Source organism: Pseudonocardia sp. ICBG601, assembly GCF_020496245.1.
This window is the reverse complement of the sequence record NZ_JAHLJA010000148.1, coordinates 265,883-281,437: the sequence shown is the minus strand read 5'-3', so window position 1 is coordinate 281,437 and position 15,555 is coordinate 265,883. Positions and strand designations below refer to the sequence as shown.

17 protein-coding genes are annotated in these 15,555 nt (G+C 73.9%); 11 read left to right on the top strand and 6 right to left on the bottom strand.

What is annotated here, in order from left to right; all coding sequences use genetic code 11:
• Positions 1 to 111: 111 nt before the first annotated feature.
• The 6 genes from KPL57_RS30385 (at position 112) to KPL57_RS30360 (ending at position 7,017) form a co-directional block, all read left to right on the top strand.
• Positions 112 to 1,155, top strand: a complete 1,044-nt coding sequence (locus KPL57_RS30385) for an ABC transporter substrate-binding protein (protein WP_226354108.1) — start codon at positions 112 to 114, stop codon at positions 1,153 to 1,155.
• Between the two features lie 31 nt (positions 1,156 to 1,186).
• Entirely contained in the window at positions 1,187 to 1,495 is a 309-nt protein-coding gene (locus KPL57_RS30380) for a YciI family protein (protein ID WP_226354107.1), read from the top strand.
• A gap of 164 nt (positions 1,496 to 1,659) precedes the next feature.
• Positions 1,660 to 3,195, top strand: a complete 1,536-nt coding sequence (locus KPL57_RS30375) for a long-chain fatty acid--CoA ligase (protein WP_226354106.1) — start codon at positions 1,660 to 1,662, stop codon at positions 3,193 to 3,195.
• Positions 3,196 to 3,240: 45 nt separating this feature from the next.
• A complete protein-coding gene (locus tag KPL57_RS30370) occupies positions 3,241 to 4,239 on the top strand; it encodes an LLM class flavin-dependent oxidoreductase (protein WP_226354105.1) in 999 nt (332 codons plus the stop codon).
• A gap of 73 nt (positions 4,240 to 4,312) precedes the next feature.
• The gene (locus KPL57_RS30365; protein WP_226354104.1) at positions 4,313 to 6,268 is read left to right on the top strand and encodes an acetoacetate--CoA ligase; all 1,956 of its coding nucleotides are present in this window, start codon (positions 4,313 to 4,315) and stop codon (positions 6,266 to 6,268) included.
• Between the two features lie 2 nt (positions 6,269 to 6,270).
• Entirely contained in the window at positions 6,271 to 7,017 is a 747-nt protein-coding gene (locus KPL57_RS30360; RefSeq protein WP_226354103.1) for an LLM class flavin-dependent oxidoreductase, read from the top strand.
• 8 nt (positions 7,018 to 7,025) lie between these two features.
• On the opposite strand, the gene KPL57_RS30355 is transcribed toward KPL57_RS30360, so the two are convergent.
• Both KPL57_RS30355 and KPL57_RS30350 read right to left on the bottom strand, forming a co-directional pair.
• Entirely contained in the window at positions 7,026 to 7,799 is a 774-nt protein-coding gene (locus KPL57_RS30355; RefSeq protein ID WP_226354102.1) for an SDR family NAD(P)-dependent oxidoreductase, read from the bottom strand.
• A 58-nt stretch (positions 7,800 to 7,857) separates the two neighbouring features.
• The gene (locus tag KPL57_RS30350) at positions 7,858 to 8,169 is read right to left on the bottom strand and encodes a hypothetical protein (RefSeq protein ID WP_226354101.1); all 312 of its coding nucleotides are present in this window, start codon (positions 8,167 to 8,169) and stop codon (positions 7,858 to 7,860) included.
• A 170-nt stretch (positions 8,170 to 8,339) separates the two neighbouring features.
• Here KPL57_RS30350 and KPL57_RS30345 point away from each other — a divergent pair, with 170 nt between their 5' ends.
• Together KPL57_RS30345 and KPL57_RS30340 are read left to right on the top strand one after the other, a co-directional pair.
• Positions 8,340 to 9,500, top strand: coding sequence for an LLM class flavin-dependent oxidoreductase (locus KPL57_RS30345; RefSeq protein WP_226354100.1), 1,161 nt, complete (start codon positions 8,340 to 8,342; stop codon positions 9,498 to 9,500).
• Between the two features lie 105 nt (positions 9,501 to 9,605).
• Complete coding sequence (locus KPL57_RS30340; RefSeq protein WP_226354099.1) at positions 9,606 to 9,860, top strand: nuclear transport factor 2 family protein; 255 nt, start codon at positions 9,606 to 9,608, stop codon at positions 9,858 to 9,860.
• A 10-nt stretch (positions 9,861 to 9,870) separates the two neighbouring features.
• Here the strand turns inward: KPL57_RS30340 and KPL57_RS30335 are convergent, their stop codons facing one another.
• A complete protein-coding gene (locus KPL57_RS30335; protein ID WP_226354098.1) occupies positions 9,871 to 10,608 on the bottom strand; it encodes a LuxR C-terminal-related transcriptional regulator in 738 nt (245 codons plus the stop codon).
• A gap of 101 nt (positions 10,609 to 10,709) precedes the next feature.
• On the opposite strand from KPL57_RS30335, the gene KPL57_RS30330 reads away from it, so the two are divergent.
• Genes KPL57_RS30330 through KPL57_RS30320 form a run of 3 tightly spaced genes read left to right on the top strand, consistent with a single transcriptional unit; the run spans position 10,710 to position 13,845 of the window.
• The gene (locus KPL57_RS30330) at positions 10,710 to 12,293 is read left to right on the top strand and encodes a class I adenylate-forming enzyme family protein (protein WP_226354097.1); all 1,584 of its coding nucleotides are present in this window, start codon (positions 10,710 to 10,712) and stop codon (positions 12,291 to 12,293) included.
• Positions 12,290 to 12,790, top strand: coding sequence for a flavin reductase family protein (locus tag KPL57_RS30325; RefSeq protein ID WP_226354096.1), 501 nt, complete (start codon positions 12,290 to 12,292; stop codon positions 12,788 to 12,790). Before KPL57_RS30330 ends, KPL57_RS30325 begins: the two co-directional genes overlap by 4 nt.
• Positions 12,787 to 13,845 carry a zinc-binding dehydrogenase gene (locus tag KPL57_RS30320; protein WP_226354095.1) on the top strand — a complete coding sequence of 353 codons (1,059 nt, stop codon included), beginning with the start codon at positions 12,787 to 12,789 and terminating at the stop codon, positions 13,843 to 13,845. The genes KPL57_RS30325 and KPL57_RS30320 overlap by 4 nt, the downstream gene beginning before the upstream one ends.
• 43 nt (positions 13,846 to 13,888) lie before the next feature.
• Here KPL57_RS30320 and KPL57_RS30315 read toward each other — a convergent pair whose 3' ends face one another.
• The 3 genes from KPL57_RS30315 to KPL57_RS30305 all read right to left on the bottom strand — a co-directional run bounded on the left by KPL57_RS30315 (position 13,889) and on the right by KPL57_RS30305 (position 15,550).
• Positions 13,889 to 14,092: a CsbD family protein gene (locus tag KPL57_RS30315; RefSeq protein WP_208822960.1), complete on the bottom strand. Its 204-nt coding sequence runs from the start codon at positions 14,090 to 14,092 to the stop codon at positions 13,889 to 13,891.
• A gap of 74 nt (positions 14,093 to 14,166) precedes the next feature.
• Positions 14,167 to 14,964: an aldo/keto reductase gene (locus KPL57_RS30310; RefSeq protein WP_226356591.1), complete on the bottom strand. Its 798-nt coding sequence runs from the start codon at positions 14,962 to 14,964 to the stop codon at positions 14,167 to 14,169.
• Between the two features lie 145 nt (positions 14,965 to 15,109).
• Positions 15,110 to 15,550, bottom strand: coding sequence for a CBS domain-containing protein (locus KPL57_RS30305; protein ID WP_073576711.1), 441 nt, complete (start codon positions 15,548 to 15,550; stop codon positions 15,110 to 15,112).
• Positions 15,551 to 15,555: the final 5 nt, after the last annotated feature.

Below are 15,555 nucleotides of genomic sequence, written 5' to 3'. Positions count from 1 at the left end.
AGGGTGTCCTCCCCGCGGCACCGGGTGACCGGATCACCGCATTCCGTCTGAGGTTAGGCGACACTAATCTCGCCGCCGGTAACGGTCAACCATGGTGGCGAGGAGTCCTGGATGAAGCGACGTCGGCAGGTGGCCCCGTGGTCGGGGGCTCGTCGTCCGGTGCTGGTGACGGTGCTGCTGGCAGTGGTCCTGCTCGTCGGGGCGTGCGCCGGGGGCACGGCCGGTCCGCGGCCCGCGGATGCCGGCCCGGGGGCGGACGGGGCGTTCCCGGTGACGGTCCGGCACATGTTCGGCGAGACCACCGTGCCCGCCCGGCCGCGACGGCTCGTCGCGCTGGGCAGCTCGGACGTCGAGGTGGTCTACGCGCTGGGCATCCGCCCGGTCGGGGTGGCGACCTTCCCGACCTTCGCCGCCGCCGATACCGACGGGGTCCTGCCGTGGGTGCGTGAGCACGTCGACCGCGGCCCGGTCACCCTCCTGCCGAACGGCGCGGCCGACCTGGAGAAGATCGCCGCGCTGCGGCCGGACGTCATCCTGTTCACCTACGGCGCCCTGGACGACACGATGTACCGGCAGCTGAGCCGGATCGCGCCGACGGTGGCGTCGTCGTCCGGGGAGTGGACCGTCGACTGGCGCAGGCAGCTCGACCTCATCGGCACGGTCACCGGCGAGTCCGCGGCCGCCGCACGCACCGAGGCCGCCCTCACCGCGCGGATCGCGGCGGTCCGGCAGCGGCACCCGGAGCTGGACGGGCTCACGTTCACCTTCCTGGAGCGGTCCGCCGACTCCCTGTTCGTCTACCTGTCCGCCGACCCCCGGGTGGCCTTCATCGGCGAGCTCGGGCCCGTCGCGTCCCCCGGGGTCGCCGCCCTGGACCGTGCCACCGGCGGGGCCTTCTTCGCGGACCTGTCGCTGGAACGCGCGGCGGAGGCCGACGCCGACGTGATCGTCGCCAACACCACCGAGAGCAGCGCGGAGTCCCTGCGGGCGACGCCCGTCCTGGGGCAGCTCCCGACGGTCACGGCCGGTGCGGTCGCGCTCTACGGGGCCGAGGACCTCGCCTTCCTCGCCGCCCTCGTACCCAGCCCGCTCACCATCCCGGTCGTGCTGGACCGGCTGGCCGCCGACCTGGCACGCGCGGCCGCGGCCCGCTGACCGGTGGCCGCCGTCGTGCGAGGATCGCCCCGTGGCCACGACCTTCGCGCTGATCTACACCTACACCGACGACACGGAGCTCCGGGACGCCACGCGTCCGGCCCACCGTGACTACCTGCGCCCCTTCGCCGAGGACGGGACGATGCTCGTCGCCGGCGCCTGGGCCCCGGGTGAGGACCCGGGCGGCCTGCTGATCTTCCGCGTCGAGGACCGGGCCGCCGTGCAGGCGATCGTGGACGCGGACCCGTTCTCCACGGCCGGCGTCGTGGCCCGCGCCGAGATCCGCGAGTGGGCGCCGCCGCTGGGCCCGCTGGCCGGGTCGCTGACCGGGCAGGCGTAGGCACCCCCCCGCACCGCACCACGACGGCGGACGGCCCGGGACCGATCTCCCGGGCCGTCCGTCGTCGGCGTTCCCCACTCCGGTCGGGCAGGAAATCTTGACAACTGTCCAGATTCCCGCCACGGTCGTCGCTGTCCGCAACGGTGCAGATCCGGGGAGCCGCGATGTCGCTGACCTTCTACCTCGACAAGGGCGCCTCCCTCGATCCCGCGGCCCCCTGTCTGACCCTCGACGGCAGGACGCTGTCCTACGGCGACGTCGTCGAGCTCTCGCACTCCGTCGCCCGGGCGCTGCGACGCTCCGGAGTCGCGCCGGGGGACAAGGTCGGCATCCTCTCGGCGAACGACCCGACCGCGTTCTCCTGCGTGTTCGGCATCGCCCGCGCCGGCGCGGTGTGGTGCCCGATCAACCCGCGCAACGCGGCGGGCGAGACCGCCGAGCTGCTCGACCTGTTCGACTGCACCACGCTGATCTACCAGCCCTCCTTCGACGGCCTGGTCGCCGAGATCGCCCCGGACCTCCCGCAGCTGACCACCCTGGTGCGCCTCGGTGACCCCGGCCCGGACGGCCGTGCCGAGGCCTTCGACGCCTGGCTCGACGCCGCCCGTGACGACCCGTCCGCCGAGGCGGCACCGCCCGACGAGATCGTGGCGCTGGTCGGCACCGGCGGCACCACCGGGCGTCCGAAGGGCGTGCTGCTGACCGACCGCAACGTCGAGACGATGTCGGCGATCACGCTGATGAGCTACCCGTTCGACGAGCGGCCGGTCTACCTCGCGCTGGCGCCGCTGACCCACGCCGCGGGCGTCCTGTGCTTCCCGGTGATGGCCCGCGGCGGCGAGGTCGTGATCATGGCGAAGCCCGACGTCGGGCGGTTCCTGGAGCTCATCGAGGCGCACCGGGTGACGCACACGTTCCTGCCGCCGACGCTGATCTACATGGTCCTCGGCCACGAGGCGCTCGACGCGACGGACCTGTCGTCGCTGCAGTGCTTCTGGTACGGCGCGGCCCCGATGTCGGTGGCCCGGCTGACCGAGGCTCTGACCCGGATCGGCCCGATGGCGCAGCTGTTCGGCCAGTCCGAGGCGCCGATGATGATCTCGACGATGTCCCCGGCCGAGCACCGCAGGCCCGACGGGAGCATCGACACCGAGCGGCTGTCCTCGGCGGGGCGCCCGTCGCCGCTGGTCACCGTCGCGATCCTGGACCAGCAGGGACACCCGGTCCCGCGGGGCGAGCGCGGCGAGATCTGCGTCCGCGGCTCGCTGGTGATGGCCGGCTACCACCGCAACCCCGAGGCCACCGCGGAGGTGTCCGCGCACGGCTGGCACCACACCGGCGACATCGGCCGGCTCGACGACGACGGCTTCCTCTACATCGTCGACCGCGCCAAGGACATGGTGATCACCGGCGGCTTCAACGTGTACTCCGCCGAGGTGGAGCAGGCCCTGATGGCGCACGACGCCGTCCGGGACTGCGCGGTGGTCGGCCTGCCCGACGAGAAGTGGGGCGAACGGGTCACCGCGGTGGTCCAGCCCCAGCCCGGTGCCGAGATCGACACCGGCGAACTGGCCGCGTTCGTCAAGGCGCGCATCGGTTCCGTGAAGACGCCCAAGCAGATCGAGATCTGGACCGATCTTCCGCGCTCGACTGTGGGTAAAGTTCTCAAGAACGAGATCCGAGTCACACTCTCCCGTTAGCGACACCGTAAGCGACACTGTCATGCCGCAAGGAGGCAGCATCACATGAAGCTCGCTCTGTACCTCCCCAACTTCCGCGACCTCGTCACGGTCAAGGAGCTGGAGGACCTCACCGCGCTCGCCGAGGACCTGGACTTCGACTCGGTCTGGACGCTCGACCGGATCGTCGTCCCGGAGAAGTCCGACCGCCAGGAGCTGCAGTACTCGTTCGGCATGATGGACGGGCTGCCGAACGCCCTGCCGGTGTCCTCGCGCGGCAAGTGGTTCCAGGGCTACCCGCTGATCCCGTGGCTCGCCGCGAAGACCACCAAGGTCCGTATCGGGATGAGCATCATCGACACGCCGTTCCGCTCGCCCGGCGTCCTCGCCGCGGAGCTGGCGACCATCGACCACCTCTCCGGCGGCCGGCTCAACGTCGGTGTCGGTTCCGGCTGGATGCCCGAGGAGTTCGCCGCGGCGAGCGCCGCGCACGTCTTCCCGAAGCGCCACAAGCACGTGCGCGAGTCGATCGAGATCATGCAGGGCGTCTGGGACAAGAGCGCCGACCACTACGAGTTCCACGGCGAGTTCGCCGACTTCGAGGCGTGCGGCTTCGGGCACAAGCCGCTGCAGGACCCGCGCCCGCCGATCTTCATGAGCGGCCTCAAGGACCCGCTGCGCTCGGCGCGCCGGATCACCAAGTACGACCTCGACGGCTGGATCGGCATCCAGGACTCGCCCGAGGGCCTCGCCAAGTGGATCACCGCCATCGACGAGCAGTTCGAGGAGATCGGCAGCCCGAAGCGGGCCAAGGACCTCGAGATCTGCTCGATGATCTGGACGGTCATCACCGACGAGGAGGTCGACCAGACCGTCAACGGCGTCGCGTCGAACCTGCTGGTGGGCACCGAGAAGCAGCTCACCGACCGGCTCAAGGCGTACAAGGAGGCGGGCATGACCATGCCGCTGATCTGGCCGCCGTTCGCCGACGTCCCGGTGTCGAAGACGCTCGACGACCTCAAGCGGATCAAGAACGACATCATGCCGAAGGTGCTCGCCTCCTGACACGGACGAGCCGGTGGCGGGCCCGTTCCCCGGTGGGCGGGCCCGCCACCGCACGGCACGAGAGGTGACCGGCATGGCCGACGACGTCCTCTGGACCCCGCCCGCGGAACGCGTCGAGCGGTCCGCGCTGCGCGCCTACCTCGACTGGCTGGCCGAGCGGGAGGGCCGCCCGTTCGACGACCACGACGCCCTGCACGCGTGGTCGGTCGCCGACGTCGACCGGTTCTGGCGTTCGGTCGTCGACCACTACGACGTCGCGTTCTCGACGCCGTGGGAGCAGGTCCGCACCGCGGACGCCATGCCGCACACCCGGTGGTTCACCGGGGCCCGGCTGAACTGGGCCGACCACGCGCTGCGCCGCGGCGCCGACGACGACCCCGCCCTGGTGTGCGTGCAGGAGGGCGGCACCCCTGCCCGTGAGATCACCTGGGCGCAGCTGCGCCGCTCGGTCGCGGCCGCCGCCGGCTGGCTGCGCCGGGCCGGGGTGCGCCCCGGCGACCGGGTCTGCGCCTACCTGCCCAACACCGAGCACGCCGTGATCGGGCTGCTGGCCGCGGCCGCGGTCGGCGCGGTCTGGTCGTGCTGCTCGCCGGACTTCGGCGCCGAGGGCACCATCGGACGGCTCGCCCAGCTCGAACCGACCGTGCTCGTCGTCGCCGACGGCTACCACTGGAACGGCAGGCAGGTCGACCGCGCCGACGTCGTCGCGCGGCTGCGGGCCGAGCTGCCGACCGTGCGCCACGTCGTGCACGTCCCGTACGTGTTCGACCGGCCCGCCCCCGAGGGCACGACGCCGTGGGACGAGCTGCTCGCCGTCGACGCCGAACCGGAGTTCGCGCAGGTCGAGTTCTCGCACCCGCTGTGGGTGCTGTTCACCTCCGGCACCACCGGCCTGCCGAAGGGCCTCGTGCACGGTCACGGCGGCATCACCCTCGAGGGCCTGAAGTGGTCCGGGCTGTACTGCGGCCTGCGGCCCGGCGAGCGCATGTTCACCTACACCTCCACCGGCTGGGCGCTGTGGAACATGCAGCTCGGGGCGCTCACCCAGGGCGCGAGCATCGTGCTCTACGAAGGCAGCCCCGGCCACCCGCCGGGCGCGGTCTGGGAGGTCGCCGCCCGGACCGGCGCCGACGTCGTCCTGATGGGGGCGGCGGTCGTCACCGCGACGGCGAACACCGGTGTGTCACCGCGCGCCGAGCACGACCTGTCCCGGCTGCGGCACGTCATGGTCAGCGGCTCGGCGCTGCCGCCCGCCGGCTACGACTGGCTGTACTCCCACGTCAGCCCGGACATGCGGATCGACTCGACCAGCGGCGGCACCGACATCTCCGGCTCGTTCGTCGGGGCGAACGAGTACTCCCCGGTCCGGGCCGGCCGGATCGGCGGCCAGCTCGCGGGCGTCGACTGCGCGGCCTGGGACGAGGACGGCAACCCCGTCGTCGACGAGGTCGGCGACCTGGTGGTCCTCCAGCCGATGCCGTCGATGCCGGTGCACCTGTGGAACGACCCGGACGCCGAGCGCTACACCGACTCCTACTTCGACACCTGGCCCGGCGTGTGGCGGCACGGGGACTGGGTGACCCTGCACGCCGACGGCAGCGTCTCCATCCACGGCCGCTCGGATTCCACGCTCAACCGGCAGGGCGTCCGGCTGGGCAGCGGCGACTTCTACGACGTCCTGGAGACGATGGAGGAGATCGCCGAGGCGCTGGTCGTCGGCGTCGACCTCCCCGACGACGGGTACTGGCTGGGCCTGTTCGTCGTCCCCGCGGAGGGGCACACCCTCGACGACGACCTGCGGGCCACGATCGTGTCCACCCTGCGGTCCCGGCTGACGCCGCGGCATGTCCCGGACGAGATCGTCGAGGCGCCCGCGGTGCCGCACACGCTCAGCGGGAAGCGGCTGGAGGTCCCGATCAAGAAGCTGATGGCGGGCCGTCCGCTGGAGAAGGCCGCGAACATCGCCTCGGTCGACGACCCGGACGCGCTGCGCTGGTACGCGCGGTTCGCCGAGGACCGGCGGGCGTAGCGGTGCGGCTGGGCGCGACGCTCGCGCACCTGTCCGACGCGCCGCCCTACCCGGTCGCCGGCTGGGCTCGGCGACTCGCCGGTGCCGGCTTCGCGCACCTGTGGGCGCCGGAGATCATCGGCCGCGGACGGCTCGTACCGGACCCGTTCGTCGCACTGGCCGTCGCGGCCGGGGCCACCGACGGCGTCGGCCTGTCGACGGGCACGGTGCAGGTCCCGCTGCACCACCCGGCCGAGCTGGCCCACCGGATGCTGTCGCTGCAGGCGGTCTGCGGGGACCGGCTCGCGCTCGGGGTGAGCCCCGGCTCGACCCGCGACGACTACGCCGCCCTCGACCGGGACCACCGCAGCCGTTTCCGGACCTTCGACGAGAACGTGGTCCGGCTGCGTGAGCTGCTGGAACGCGGCGGCGACGACCGCGCCCGGCTCGCCGACCCGCCGCTCTCCCGGCCGCCGCTGCTGCTGGGCTCCTGGGGTGCGAACGTCGAGAAGGCGGCCCGGTCCTTCGACGGCTGGCTGGCCTCGGGCTACCGCACCTCGCCCGCGGAGATGGTGGAGGCGCTGGGCCGCTACCGGGCCGCGGGTGGACGCCGCGCCGTCGCCTACGCGCTGCCGGTGCCCGCCGGCGTCGACCTCGGCCGGCTGCGCGAGGACCTGCTCCGCTACGCCGACGCGGGCTTCGACGACGCCGTCGTGGTCGTCGAACCCGGTGGGCCGGACCCGGAACGGGTCCGGGCGCTGCTGCCGTAGCGACCGCGTCAGGACGGCACGGCCGCCGAGATGTCCGGGTAGTTGGTGATCTCCCACCCGCCGTCGACGACGAGGCTGGTCCCGTTCACGTACGACGCGTCGGGCCCGGCCAGGAACACGGCGGGCCCGGCGAGCTCGTCCGGGTCGGCGGGCCGGCCCGCGAGGATCCGGGCGGCGAAGTCCTGCTCGACCGGGCCGCCGTCGAACCAGCCCGCGGTGAGCGGGGTGCGCACCAGACCGGGCAGCACCGCGTTGACCCGGATCCCGTGGCGCGCCAGCTCCAGCGCGGCGTTCTTCGTCAGCATCTCTACGCCGGCCTTGCCCGCCGCGTAGGAGCTGCCGCCGTAGAGCGGGACGTGCGCGTTCAGCGAGGCGACGTTGACGATCGCGCCGCCCCGACCGGTGTCGCGGATGGCGCGACCGCCGTACCGGATGCCCAGGTAGGTGCCGCCGAGCACGAGGTCGACGGTGGAGCGCCAGTCGTCCTCGTCGCCGTCGAGGACGGTGCCCAGCCGCGCGGCCCCGGCCACGTTGAACACCAGGTCCAGACCGCCGAACGCCTCGACGGCCGCGGCGCAGGCGGCCTCGACGTCGGCCGCCCGGGTGACATCGGTGACCGCGGTGCGCAGCCGCTCACCCGACGGGCCCGCCGCGAGCCGTCCGGCGTCGATGTCGGCGAGCAGCACGCTCGCCCCCGCCGCGTGCAGGCGCGCGGTGATCGCCGCCCCGATACCCGATGCCGCCCCGGTGACCAGGGCGACCCTGCCCGTGAAGTCCGTCATGACCGCGACGGTAGGGCCACCCGGACCCGGCGGTGAAGTGCACGAAGGTGCACGTGCCTCAGGTGCGCTCGACGTGAGCGCGCACCGAGCCGCCGTCGTCGGAGAGCCAGCCCTTGCTGCGGGCGTAGCCGAGCATCCCGGCGAGGTCGTCCTCCCAGCCCGGGCCGACCCGGCCCGCGGCCAGCCTGCGGACCGCGTCGACCCGCACCAGGACGTGGCCGCCGTCGGCGGTGGCCTCGCCGAGACCGGTGTCGCGCACCGTCGCCGCAAGGTCCTCCGCGCCCAGGTCCGCCGGCGCGGTGACGTGGAAGGCCCGTACGTCGGCGGGGTCGACGAGCTCGACGTCGCCGGGGGTGATCCGGAAGTACATGCGCCCGACGCTAGCCCGCCCCGGCGGATCCGGACAGTGCACTGAGGGGGACACCCGGGCGTCCCCTTTCGTGCACTCGCCGGACCACGGCCGCCCGGAGCACGGTGATCGCCACGACGTCACCGACGGTGCGACGCGACGGCGCGTCGCCGACGAGAGGGTCTCCTCCGATGGCCAGGCTGAAGTTCGGCATCTTCCTCGCTCCCGTGCATGCCCCGGGGCTCAACCCGACCCTGCTGTTCGAGCAGGACCTGGAGCTGATCGAGCACCTCGACCGGCTCGGCTACGACGAGGCGTGGTTCGGCGAGCACCACTCCGCGGGCAGCGAGATCTACGCGTCCCCGGAGCTGATGATCGCCGCGGCCGCACAGCGGACCCGGCAGATCAAGCTGGGCACCGGCGTCACCTCGATCGCCTACCACAACCCGCTGTGGGTGGCGGACCGCATGGTGCAGCTCGACCACATGACCCGCGGCCGGGCCATGCTCGGCGTCGGGCCCGGCTCGCTGCCGACCGACTCGGCGATGATCGGGCTGAACCCGACCCAGACCCGGGAGCTGCTCGGCACCAACCTCGACATCATCCTGCGCCTGCTGCGCGGGGAGAGCGTCACCGCCGAGACCCCGACCCACTCGCTGTTCGACGCCCGGCTGCAGCTGGCGCCCTACTCCGACCCGCTGTTCGACATCGCGGTCGCCGCGGTCGCCTCGCCGACCGGTGCCCGCCTCGCCGGGACGCACGGGATCGGGCTGCTCAGCATCGGCGCGACGCTGTCCGCCGACGGCTTCGACGCCCTCGCCCACCACTGGAACGTCATGGAGGAGCGCGCCGCCGCGGCCGGCACCGCGGTCGACCGTTCCGGCTGGCGGCTGGTCAGCCCGTTCCACCTCGCCGAGACCGCCGACCAGGCCTACCGCGAGGTCGAGTACGGCATCGAGCACTGGTTCGGCTACTTCCAGAAGGTCGCGGCCTTCCCGCAGATGGCGGTCTCCGGCGACAACGTCAAGGAGATGATCCAGTTCATCAACGAGGCGGGCATCGGCGTCATCGGCACGCCGGACCAGGCCCGTACGCAGGTGCAGCGCCTCGTCGACCAGGCGGGCGGCTTCGGCAGCCTGCTGCTGATGGGCCAGGACTGGGCCGACCCGGCCGCGACGAAGCGCTCGTTCGAGCTGTTCGCCCGTGAGGTCGCCCCGCACTTCCAGGGCCAGGCCCAGCCGACCGTCGACGCCGCCCGGCGCGCCTCGGAGGTGCGCGACGGTCACTCGAAGGCCCAGCTCGACGCGGTCGCCCACATGACCGAGAAGTACGAGCAGGAGCGCACCCGGTGACCGCGGCCGCCCGCGTCGTCGACGCGCTCATGACCCTCGACCCGGGGGAGAGTCTGTTCGCTCCCGGCGCCGTCACCTGGCACGGCTTCGACGAGGTCGCCGACGGTGCCGGACACGTTCGGATCGGTCCGCGCCATCCGGTCGGTCGTGCCGGACTTCGCGATGACCGGGGTCCGTACCCACGACGCCGGGCCGGTGTCGGTCGCGCAGTACACGCTGCGCGGCACCCTGCCCGACGGTGCGACGTTCCGGGCGCCCGCGGTGCTGGTCGTGCACACCGGCGACGACGGCCGGGTCACCCGGATCGAGGAGTACGTCGACACCGCGCAGCTCGCGCCGCTGTTCGCGGCGCTGGGCTGAACCCCGCGGGTCAGGCGTCGTGCAGCAGCAGGGCCAGCTCGGTCCTGCTCTGCGCGCCGGTCCGCTCCAGCAGTCGGCTGACGTACTTCTTCACGGTGTCCTCGGACAGCTCCATCGTCCGGGCGATCATCGCGTTGGTCATGCCGCGTCGCACCAGGTCCGCGGTCTGGGCGAGCCGCGGGGGCAGCGACGGCGCGGCGGATGCCGCCCGGTCCGGCAGGTGCCGGGCCACGGCATCGAGCTGGCGGCCCAGCAGCCGCAGCACCGCGAGCTCCTGCGGGCCGACGGTCCCGGGCGGGCCGAAGATCCCGAACAGGGCCTCACGTCCGCCCGGCCCGACCCGGACGGCGGCCAGGTTCCCCAGGCCGTGGTGGGCCAGCCAGTCGACGTAGGGCCGGTCGGCGGCACCGACCGGCTCGCCGGCGTCGATCGCGGCGGCGTGCGTGCGGTGCAGGACGGCCGCCTCCCGGGGCCGGGCGAACACGTCGTGCCGCTCCCAGCGGTCCCGGTACTCGCGGATCAGCGTGCGCTGGTGGCCGTTGAGCAGCGGGGCCGGGTCCTGGAACAGCCCGCGGTAGGTGGACCCGACGAAGAACGTGGTGTTGCGGAAGCCGAGCACCGAGCCCAGCGCCTCCAGCGTGGCGTCGGCGAACCCGGCCACGTCCCGGGCGCGGTCGACCCGCTCCAGCACGGCGAACACCTGGCCGAGCTGTCCGGCGGACAGCGTCGAGGCCTCCGCGGCACGCATCGTCGTCGTACCTCCCCACACACCGCTGTGTGGGCCCGATCATAGCCCGCCCCCGGTGGCCGACCGTCGTCCGAACAGACCGATCCCTCCAGGAGGAACGCGTGACCGCACCACCCGCATCGGTGCTCGAGGCCTTCCGCGCGACGGTGGCCGCCGCCCCCGGCGACCCCGTGCTGCGCTGCCCCGGGCGCGACCTCACCGCGGCCGAGGTGGACCGTCGTTCGGACGCGTTCGCCGTCGCGCTGCTGGCCGGCGGCCTGCGCCCGGGCGACCGGGTGGCGTTGTACCTGCAGAACGACCCGCAGTACGTGGTGGCGTTGCTCGCGGTGTGGAAGGCCGGTGGCGTCGCGGTGGCGGTGAACCCGATGCTGACCGCGCGTGAGGTGCGGTTGATCCTCGACGACTCCGGGGCGCGGGTGCTGGTCGCGTTGGCCGGGTTGCACCGCGCGCACGGTGCGACGGCGGTGGAGGGGTCGTCGGTGGTGACGGTGGTGACCACCGATCCGTTCGACGACGCCCCGCTGCTGCGCCCGCAGGATCATGTCCGGTCGGTCCCGGAGGGCACCCGGGACCTGGCCGCGTTGATCGCGGAGCACGACGGTGATGTGCCGCCGCCGCACGCACCGGAGCCGGGTGAGGTGGCGGTGTCGACCTACACCTCGGGGACCACGGGGAAGCCGAAGGGGGCGTGCAACACCCACGGCAACGTGGTGGCCGGTGGGCTCGCCTACCGCGACTGGTACGGCATCACCGCACCCGGTGCGGTCCTCGGGATCGCGCCGTTGTTCCACGTCACCGGCCTGTCCGGGCACATCGCCGCGGCCCTGGTGGCCGGGGTGCCGCTGGTGCTGACCCACCGCTTCGACCCGGGCGTGGTCGCCGACGCGGTGCGGGCGACCCGACCGACGTTCACGGTCGCGGCGATCACCGCGTTGATGGCGCTGTGCCGGTCCGACCCGGACCCGCGGGACCTGTTCGCCTCGTTCACCGCGGTCGCCTCCGGAGGCGCGCCGATCGCGCCCGCCGTCGTCGCGGAGTTCGAGGCCGCGACGGGTCTGTACGTGCACAACGCCTACGGGATGACCGAGACGACCTCGCCCACCCACGCCGTGCCGGTGGGGGAGCGGGCCCCGGTCGACCCCCGCTCGGGGGCGCTGTCGGTGGGCCGCCCGGTCCCGGACTGCGTCGCGCGGATCGACGCCCCGGACGAGTCGGGGGTGGGGGAGCTGCTGGTGCGTGGTGGCCGGGTCGTGCCGGGTTACTGGCAGCGGCCCGGGGAGACCGCGGCGGCGTTCACCGAGGGCTGGTTGCGGACCGGGGACGTCGGGTTCGTCGACGACGACGGCTGGTTCTTCGTGGTGGACCGGAAGAAGGACGTGATCGTGGCGAGTGGCTACAAGGTGTGGCCGCGGGATGTGGAGGACGTGCTGCTGTCCCATCCGGCGGTGGTCGATGCGGCGGTGGTGGGTGTGCCCGACGAGCGGCGTGGGGAGACGGTCAAGGCCGTGGTCGCGTTCCGGCCGGGTGTCGTCGACCCGCCGTCCCCGGACGAGCTGATCGCGTGGTCGCGGGAACGGATGGCCGCCTACAAGTACCCGCGGATCGTCGAGGTCGTCGGCGAGATCCCGAAGACCGCGACCGGGAAGGTCCTGCGCCGCGCACTACGCCAGGAGGACACCCGATGAGCATCGATCCGCAGCGCTTCCGCACGGTGCTCGGCGCGTTCTGCTCCGGCATCACCGTGGTCACCGCGCTCGACGCCGACGGCGCACCTCTCGGGCTGACCTGCCAGTCGTTCAGCTCGCTGTCGCTGGACCCGCCGCTGGTCCTGCTCGCCCCGGCACGCAGCTCCAGCACCTGGCCGCGGATCCGCGCCGCCGGCGGGTTCGGCGTCGCCGTCCTCGCCGCCGGACAGGAGGACGTCGCGCTCGCGATGGCGCGCAGCGGCACCGACAAGTTCGCCGGCCTGGACTGGGCGCCCTCGGCGCACGGGCGTCCGCGCCCGGCCGGGATCGCGGCCTGGCTGGACTGCGACCTGCACGCCGAGCACGACGGCGGCGACCACACGATCGTCGTCGGGGCCGTGCGCGACCTCGACGTGACCGACCACCCGCCGCTGCTCTACCACCGGGGCGCGTTCGCGACCCTGCACCGCTCCGACCCACCGGGAGGCACCCCGTGAAGGCTCTGCGCTGGCACGCCCGCGGCGACGTCCGGCTCGACGACGTCGACGAACCGGTCGCCGGACCCGGCGAGATCACCGTCGAGGTGGCGGCCGCCGGGATCTGCGGCTCCGACATCCACGAGTACCGGGGCGGGCCGATCGCCGTCCCGGTCGACGCCGACCACCCGCTGACCGGGCAGCGCGCCCCGGTGACCCTCGGCCACGAGCTGGCGGGCACCGTCGTCGCCGTCGGGGAGGGGGTCCGCGACATCGGCGTCGGCGACCGCGTCGCGGTGAGCGCGGTGCTGCGCTGCGGGACCTGCCGGACCTGCGCCGCCGGGCTGCCCCAGCTGTGCGCCACCCTCGGGTTCCACGGGCTCAGCGGCGGCGGGGGCGGCTTCGCCCCGCTGGACACCTTCCCCGCCTACCTCGCCCACCGGCTGCCCGACGCGGTGGACACCGAGACGGGCGCACTGCTCGAACCGCTCGCGACCGGGGTGCACGCGGTCGCCCGGTCCGGGATCGGGCCCGGGAGCACGGTGCTCGTCGCGGGCGCCGGCCCGATCGGCCTGATGACGGTCGTCGCGGCCCGGGCCCGCGGCGCCGCGACAGTACTGGTCGCCGAACCGGCACCTGCCCGGGCCCGCGCCGCGACGGCACTGGGCGCGGACGCCGTGCTGGACCCGCTCACCGAGGACGTCGGCGAGCGGGTCCGCGAGCTGACCGGCGGGACCGGGGTGGACGCCGCGTTCGACGCCGCCGCGGCCCCGACCAGCTTCGACACCGTCCTGGCCGCGGTGCGGCCGCGGGGCACCGTGCTGAACGTCGCCGCCTGGGAGCAGCCGGTCGCGTTCCACCCGAACCTGCTGCTGTTCGGCGAGCCGACGGTCACCGGCGCCCTGGCCTACACCCCGGAGGACTTCGCCGAGGCGATCCGGATCGCGGCGTCGGGGACCGTGGACCTGGGAGCCCTGGTCACACGCCGGATCCGGCTCGCCGACGCCGTCACCGACGGGTTCGCGCGGCTCGCCGCCGCGCCCGGCGACGACATCAAGGTGCTCGTCGTGCCGTGACCGGGCCGCGGCGGTGTGCGTCGCCGTCACGCCACCGCCGAACTCAGCCCTTCGAGCCGCCGAACGCGTCCTTCACGTTGCCGGCGGCGTCCTTGAGCTTCTCGCCGGCGTCCTTCAGCGACGCCTTCGACTGCTCGGCCTTGCCCTCGGCCTGGAGCTCCCGGTCGCCGGTGGCCGCACCGGCCTTCTCCTTGGCGACGCCCACGGCGTTCTCGGCCTTGTTCTTGACCTTGTCGGTGAACGACACGACTGCCTCCTCGATGGACTGGTCGTTCGAGGATGCTCGCTCCGCCGTCCTCACGCGGACGTGACACACGTCACTCAGGACGCGATGCGGTCCACCCGGTCGGGCACCGGGCCGATCCGGCCCCGTCCGTCGGCCCGGTGCAGCGCGGCGACGGCGTCGAGGTCGGCCCCGTCGAGGGTGAACCCGGCGAGGTCGCGGTTGGCGGCGATGCGCCCCGGGTCGTCGGACTTCGGGACGGCGACGGTGCCCTGCTGCAGGTGCCAGCGCAGGACCACCTGGGCGGGGGTGACGCCGTGCCGGTCGGCGATCCGGGCCAGGACCGGCTCGCCGAGGACCGCGCCGCGGCCCAGCGGGCTCCAGGCGCCGGTGACGATGCCCAGCGTGGCGTGCACCGCGCGCAGGTCCGGCTGCTGGTGGTGCGGGTGCAGCTCGACCTGGTTGAGCGCCGGGAGCCGGCCGCCGAGCGAGCGGAGCCTGCGCAGGTGCGACGGCCGGAAGTTCGACACCCCGACCGCGCGGGTGCGGCCCTCGGCGAGCAGCTGCTCCATCGCCTCCCAGGTCGACAGGCAGTGCCCGAGGTCGTCGTTCGGCCAGTGCACGAGCAGCAGGTCGACGTGGTCGAGCCCCAGCCGGTCCAGGCTGCGCCGTGCCGCGCCCAGCGCGTCGGGGCGGTCGCCGTCGACGTTCCAGACCTTGGTGGTCACGAACAGCTCGGAGCGGGGCAGGCCGGACCCGGCCAGCGAGGCGCCGACGCCGGCCTCGTTCTCGTAGACGGCGGCGGTGTCGATGCTGCGGTAGCCCTGCGCGAGCGCCTCGGCGACGGCGGCGCGGGCGTCGCGGGACTCGGACACGCCGAACCCGACACGGGGCATGGCGACGCCCCCGTCCAGGAGCACGGTGTCGTCGGGGTGGGTCACCGGGAGGGTCCTCTCGACTGCGGGTGGCGACGGCGGCGTCGGAGGTGGTCACCCCGTCCAGCGTCCGGCCCGGCGCCGGTGTTCCCCGCGGTGGGCGGCCTCACGGCCCGTCCGGGGCCGCCGCGCGCTCGTCGATCCGGGCCTGGATGCCCGCGTCGGAGCAGAACCCGCGACCGTGCCGCTTGAGGCAGAGCAGCCCGAGCAGCCGGCCGGCGTCGTCGACGACGGCGACCCGCCGCCGCCCGGCGTCGGCCATCGCCGCCCAGGTCGACGCCAGGTCGTCGCCGGCGTGGGCCACCCGCCCGCCGAGCGTCCCGAGGGGCGCGGCGGGCTCGTCCGGGCCGGCCCCGGTCAGGTCTGCCCGGTCGACCACGGCGAGCAGCCGCCCGGCGTCGAGGACCAGCAGCGAGTGCACCTTGGGCCGCTCGAACGCCGCCCACGCCTGCGCGACGGTCGTGGCCGGTCCACAGGTCTTGGGGAAGGTGTGCATGGCCGCGGCCACGCGCACCCCGTCCGGTGCGGTGCTCGGTGCGGTGCTCATCGCGA

Bases quoted from the DNA above. Each gene is read 5' to 3' on its own strand.
- KPL57_RS30385 (WP_226354108.1), top strand. From the start codon at position 112: ATGAAGCGACGTCGGCAGGTGGCCCCGTGGTCGGGGGCTCGTCGTCCG.
- KPL57_RS30375 (WP_226354106.1), top strand. From the start codon at position 1,660: ATGTCGCTGACCTTCTACCTCGACAAGGGCGCCTCCCTCGATCCCGCG.
- KPL57_RS30370 (WP_226354105.1), top strand. From the start codon at position 3,241: ATGAAGCTCGCTCTGTACCTCCCCAACTTCCGCGACCTCGTCACGGTC.
- KPL57_RS30365 (WP_226354104.1), top strand. From the start codon at position 4,313: ATGGCCGACGACGTCCTCTGGACCCCGCCCGCGGAACGCGTCGAGCGG.
- KPL57_RS30355 (WP_226354102.1), bottom strand. From the start codon at position 7,799: ATGACGGACTTCACGGGCAGGGTCGCCCTGGTCACCGGGGCGGCATCG.
- KPL57_RS30350 (WP_226354101.1), bottom strand. From the start codon at position 8,169: ATGTACTTCCGGATCACCCCCGGCGACGTCGAGCTCGTCGACCCCGCC.
- KPL57_RS30345 (WP_226354100.1), top strand. From the start codon at position 8,340: ATGGCCAGGCTGAAGTTCGGCATCTTCCTCGCTCCCGTGCATGCCCCG.
- KPL57_RS30335 (WP_226354098.1), bottom strand. From the start codon at position 10,608: ATGCGTGCCGCGGAGGCCTCGACGCTGTCCGCCGGACAGCTCGGCCAG.
- KPL57_RS30325 (WP_226354096.1), top strand. From the start codon at position 12,290: ATGAGCATCGATCCGCAGCGCTTCCGCACGGTGCTCGGCGCGTTCTGC.
- KPL57_RS30310 (WP_226356591.1), bottom strand. From the start codon at position 14,964: ATGCCCCGTGTCGGGTTCGGCGTGTCCGAGTCCCGCGACGCCCGCGCC.
- KPL57_RS30305 (WP_073576711.1), bottom strand. From the start codon at position 15,550: ATGAGCACCGCACCGAGCACCGCACCGGACGGGGTGCGCGTGGCCGCG.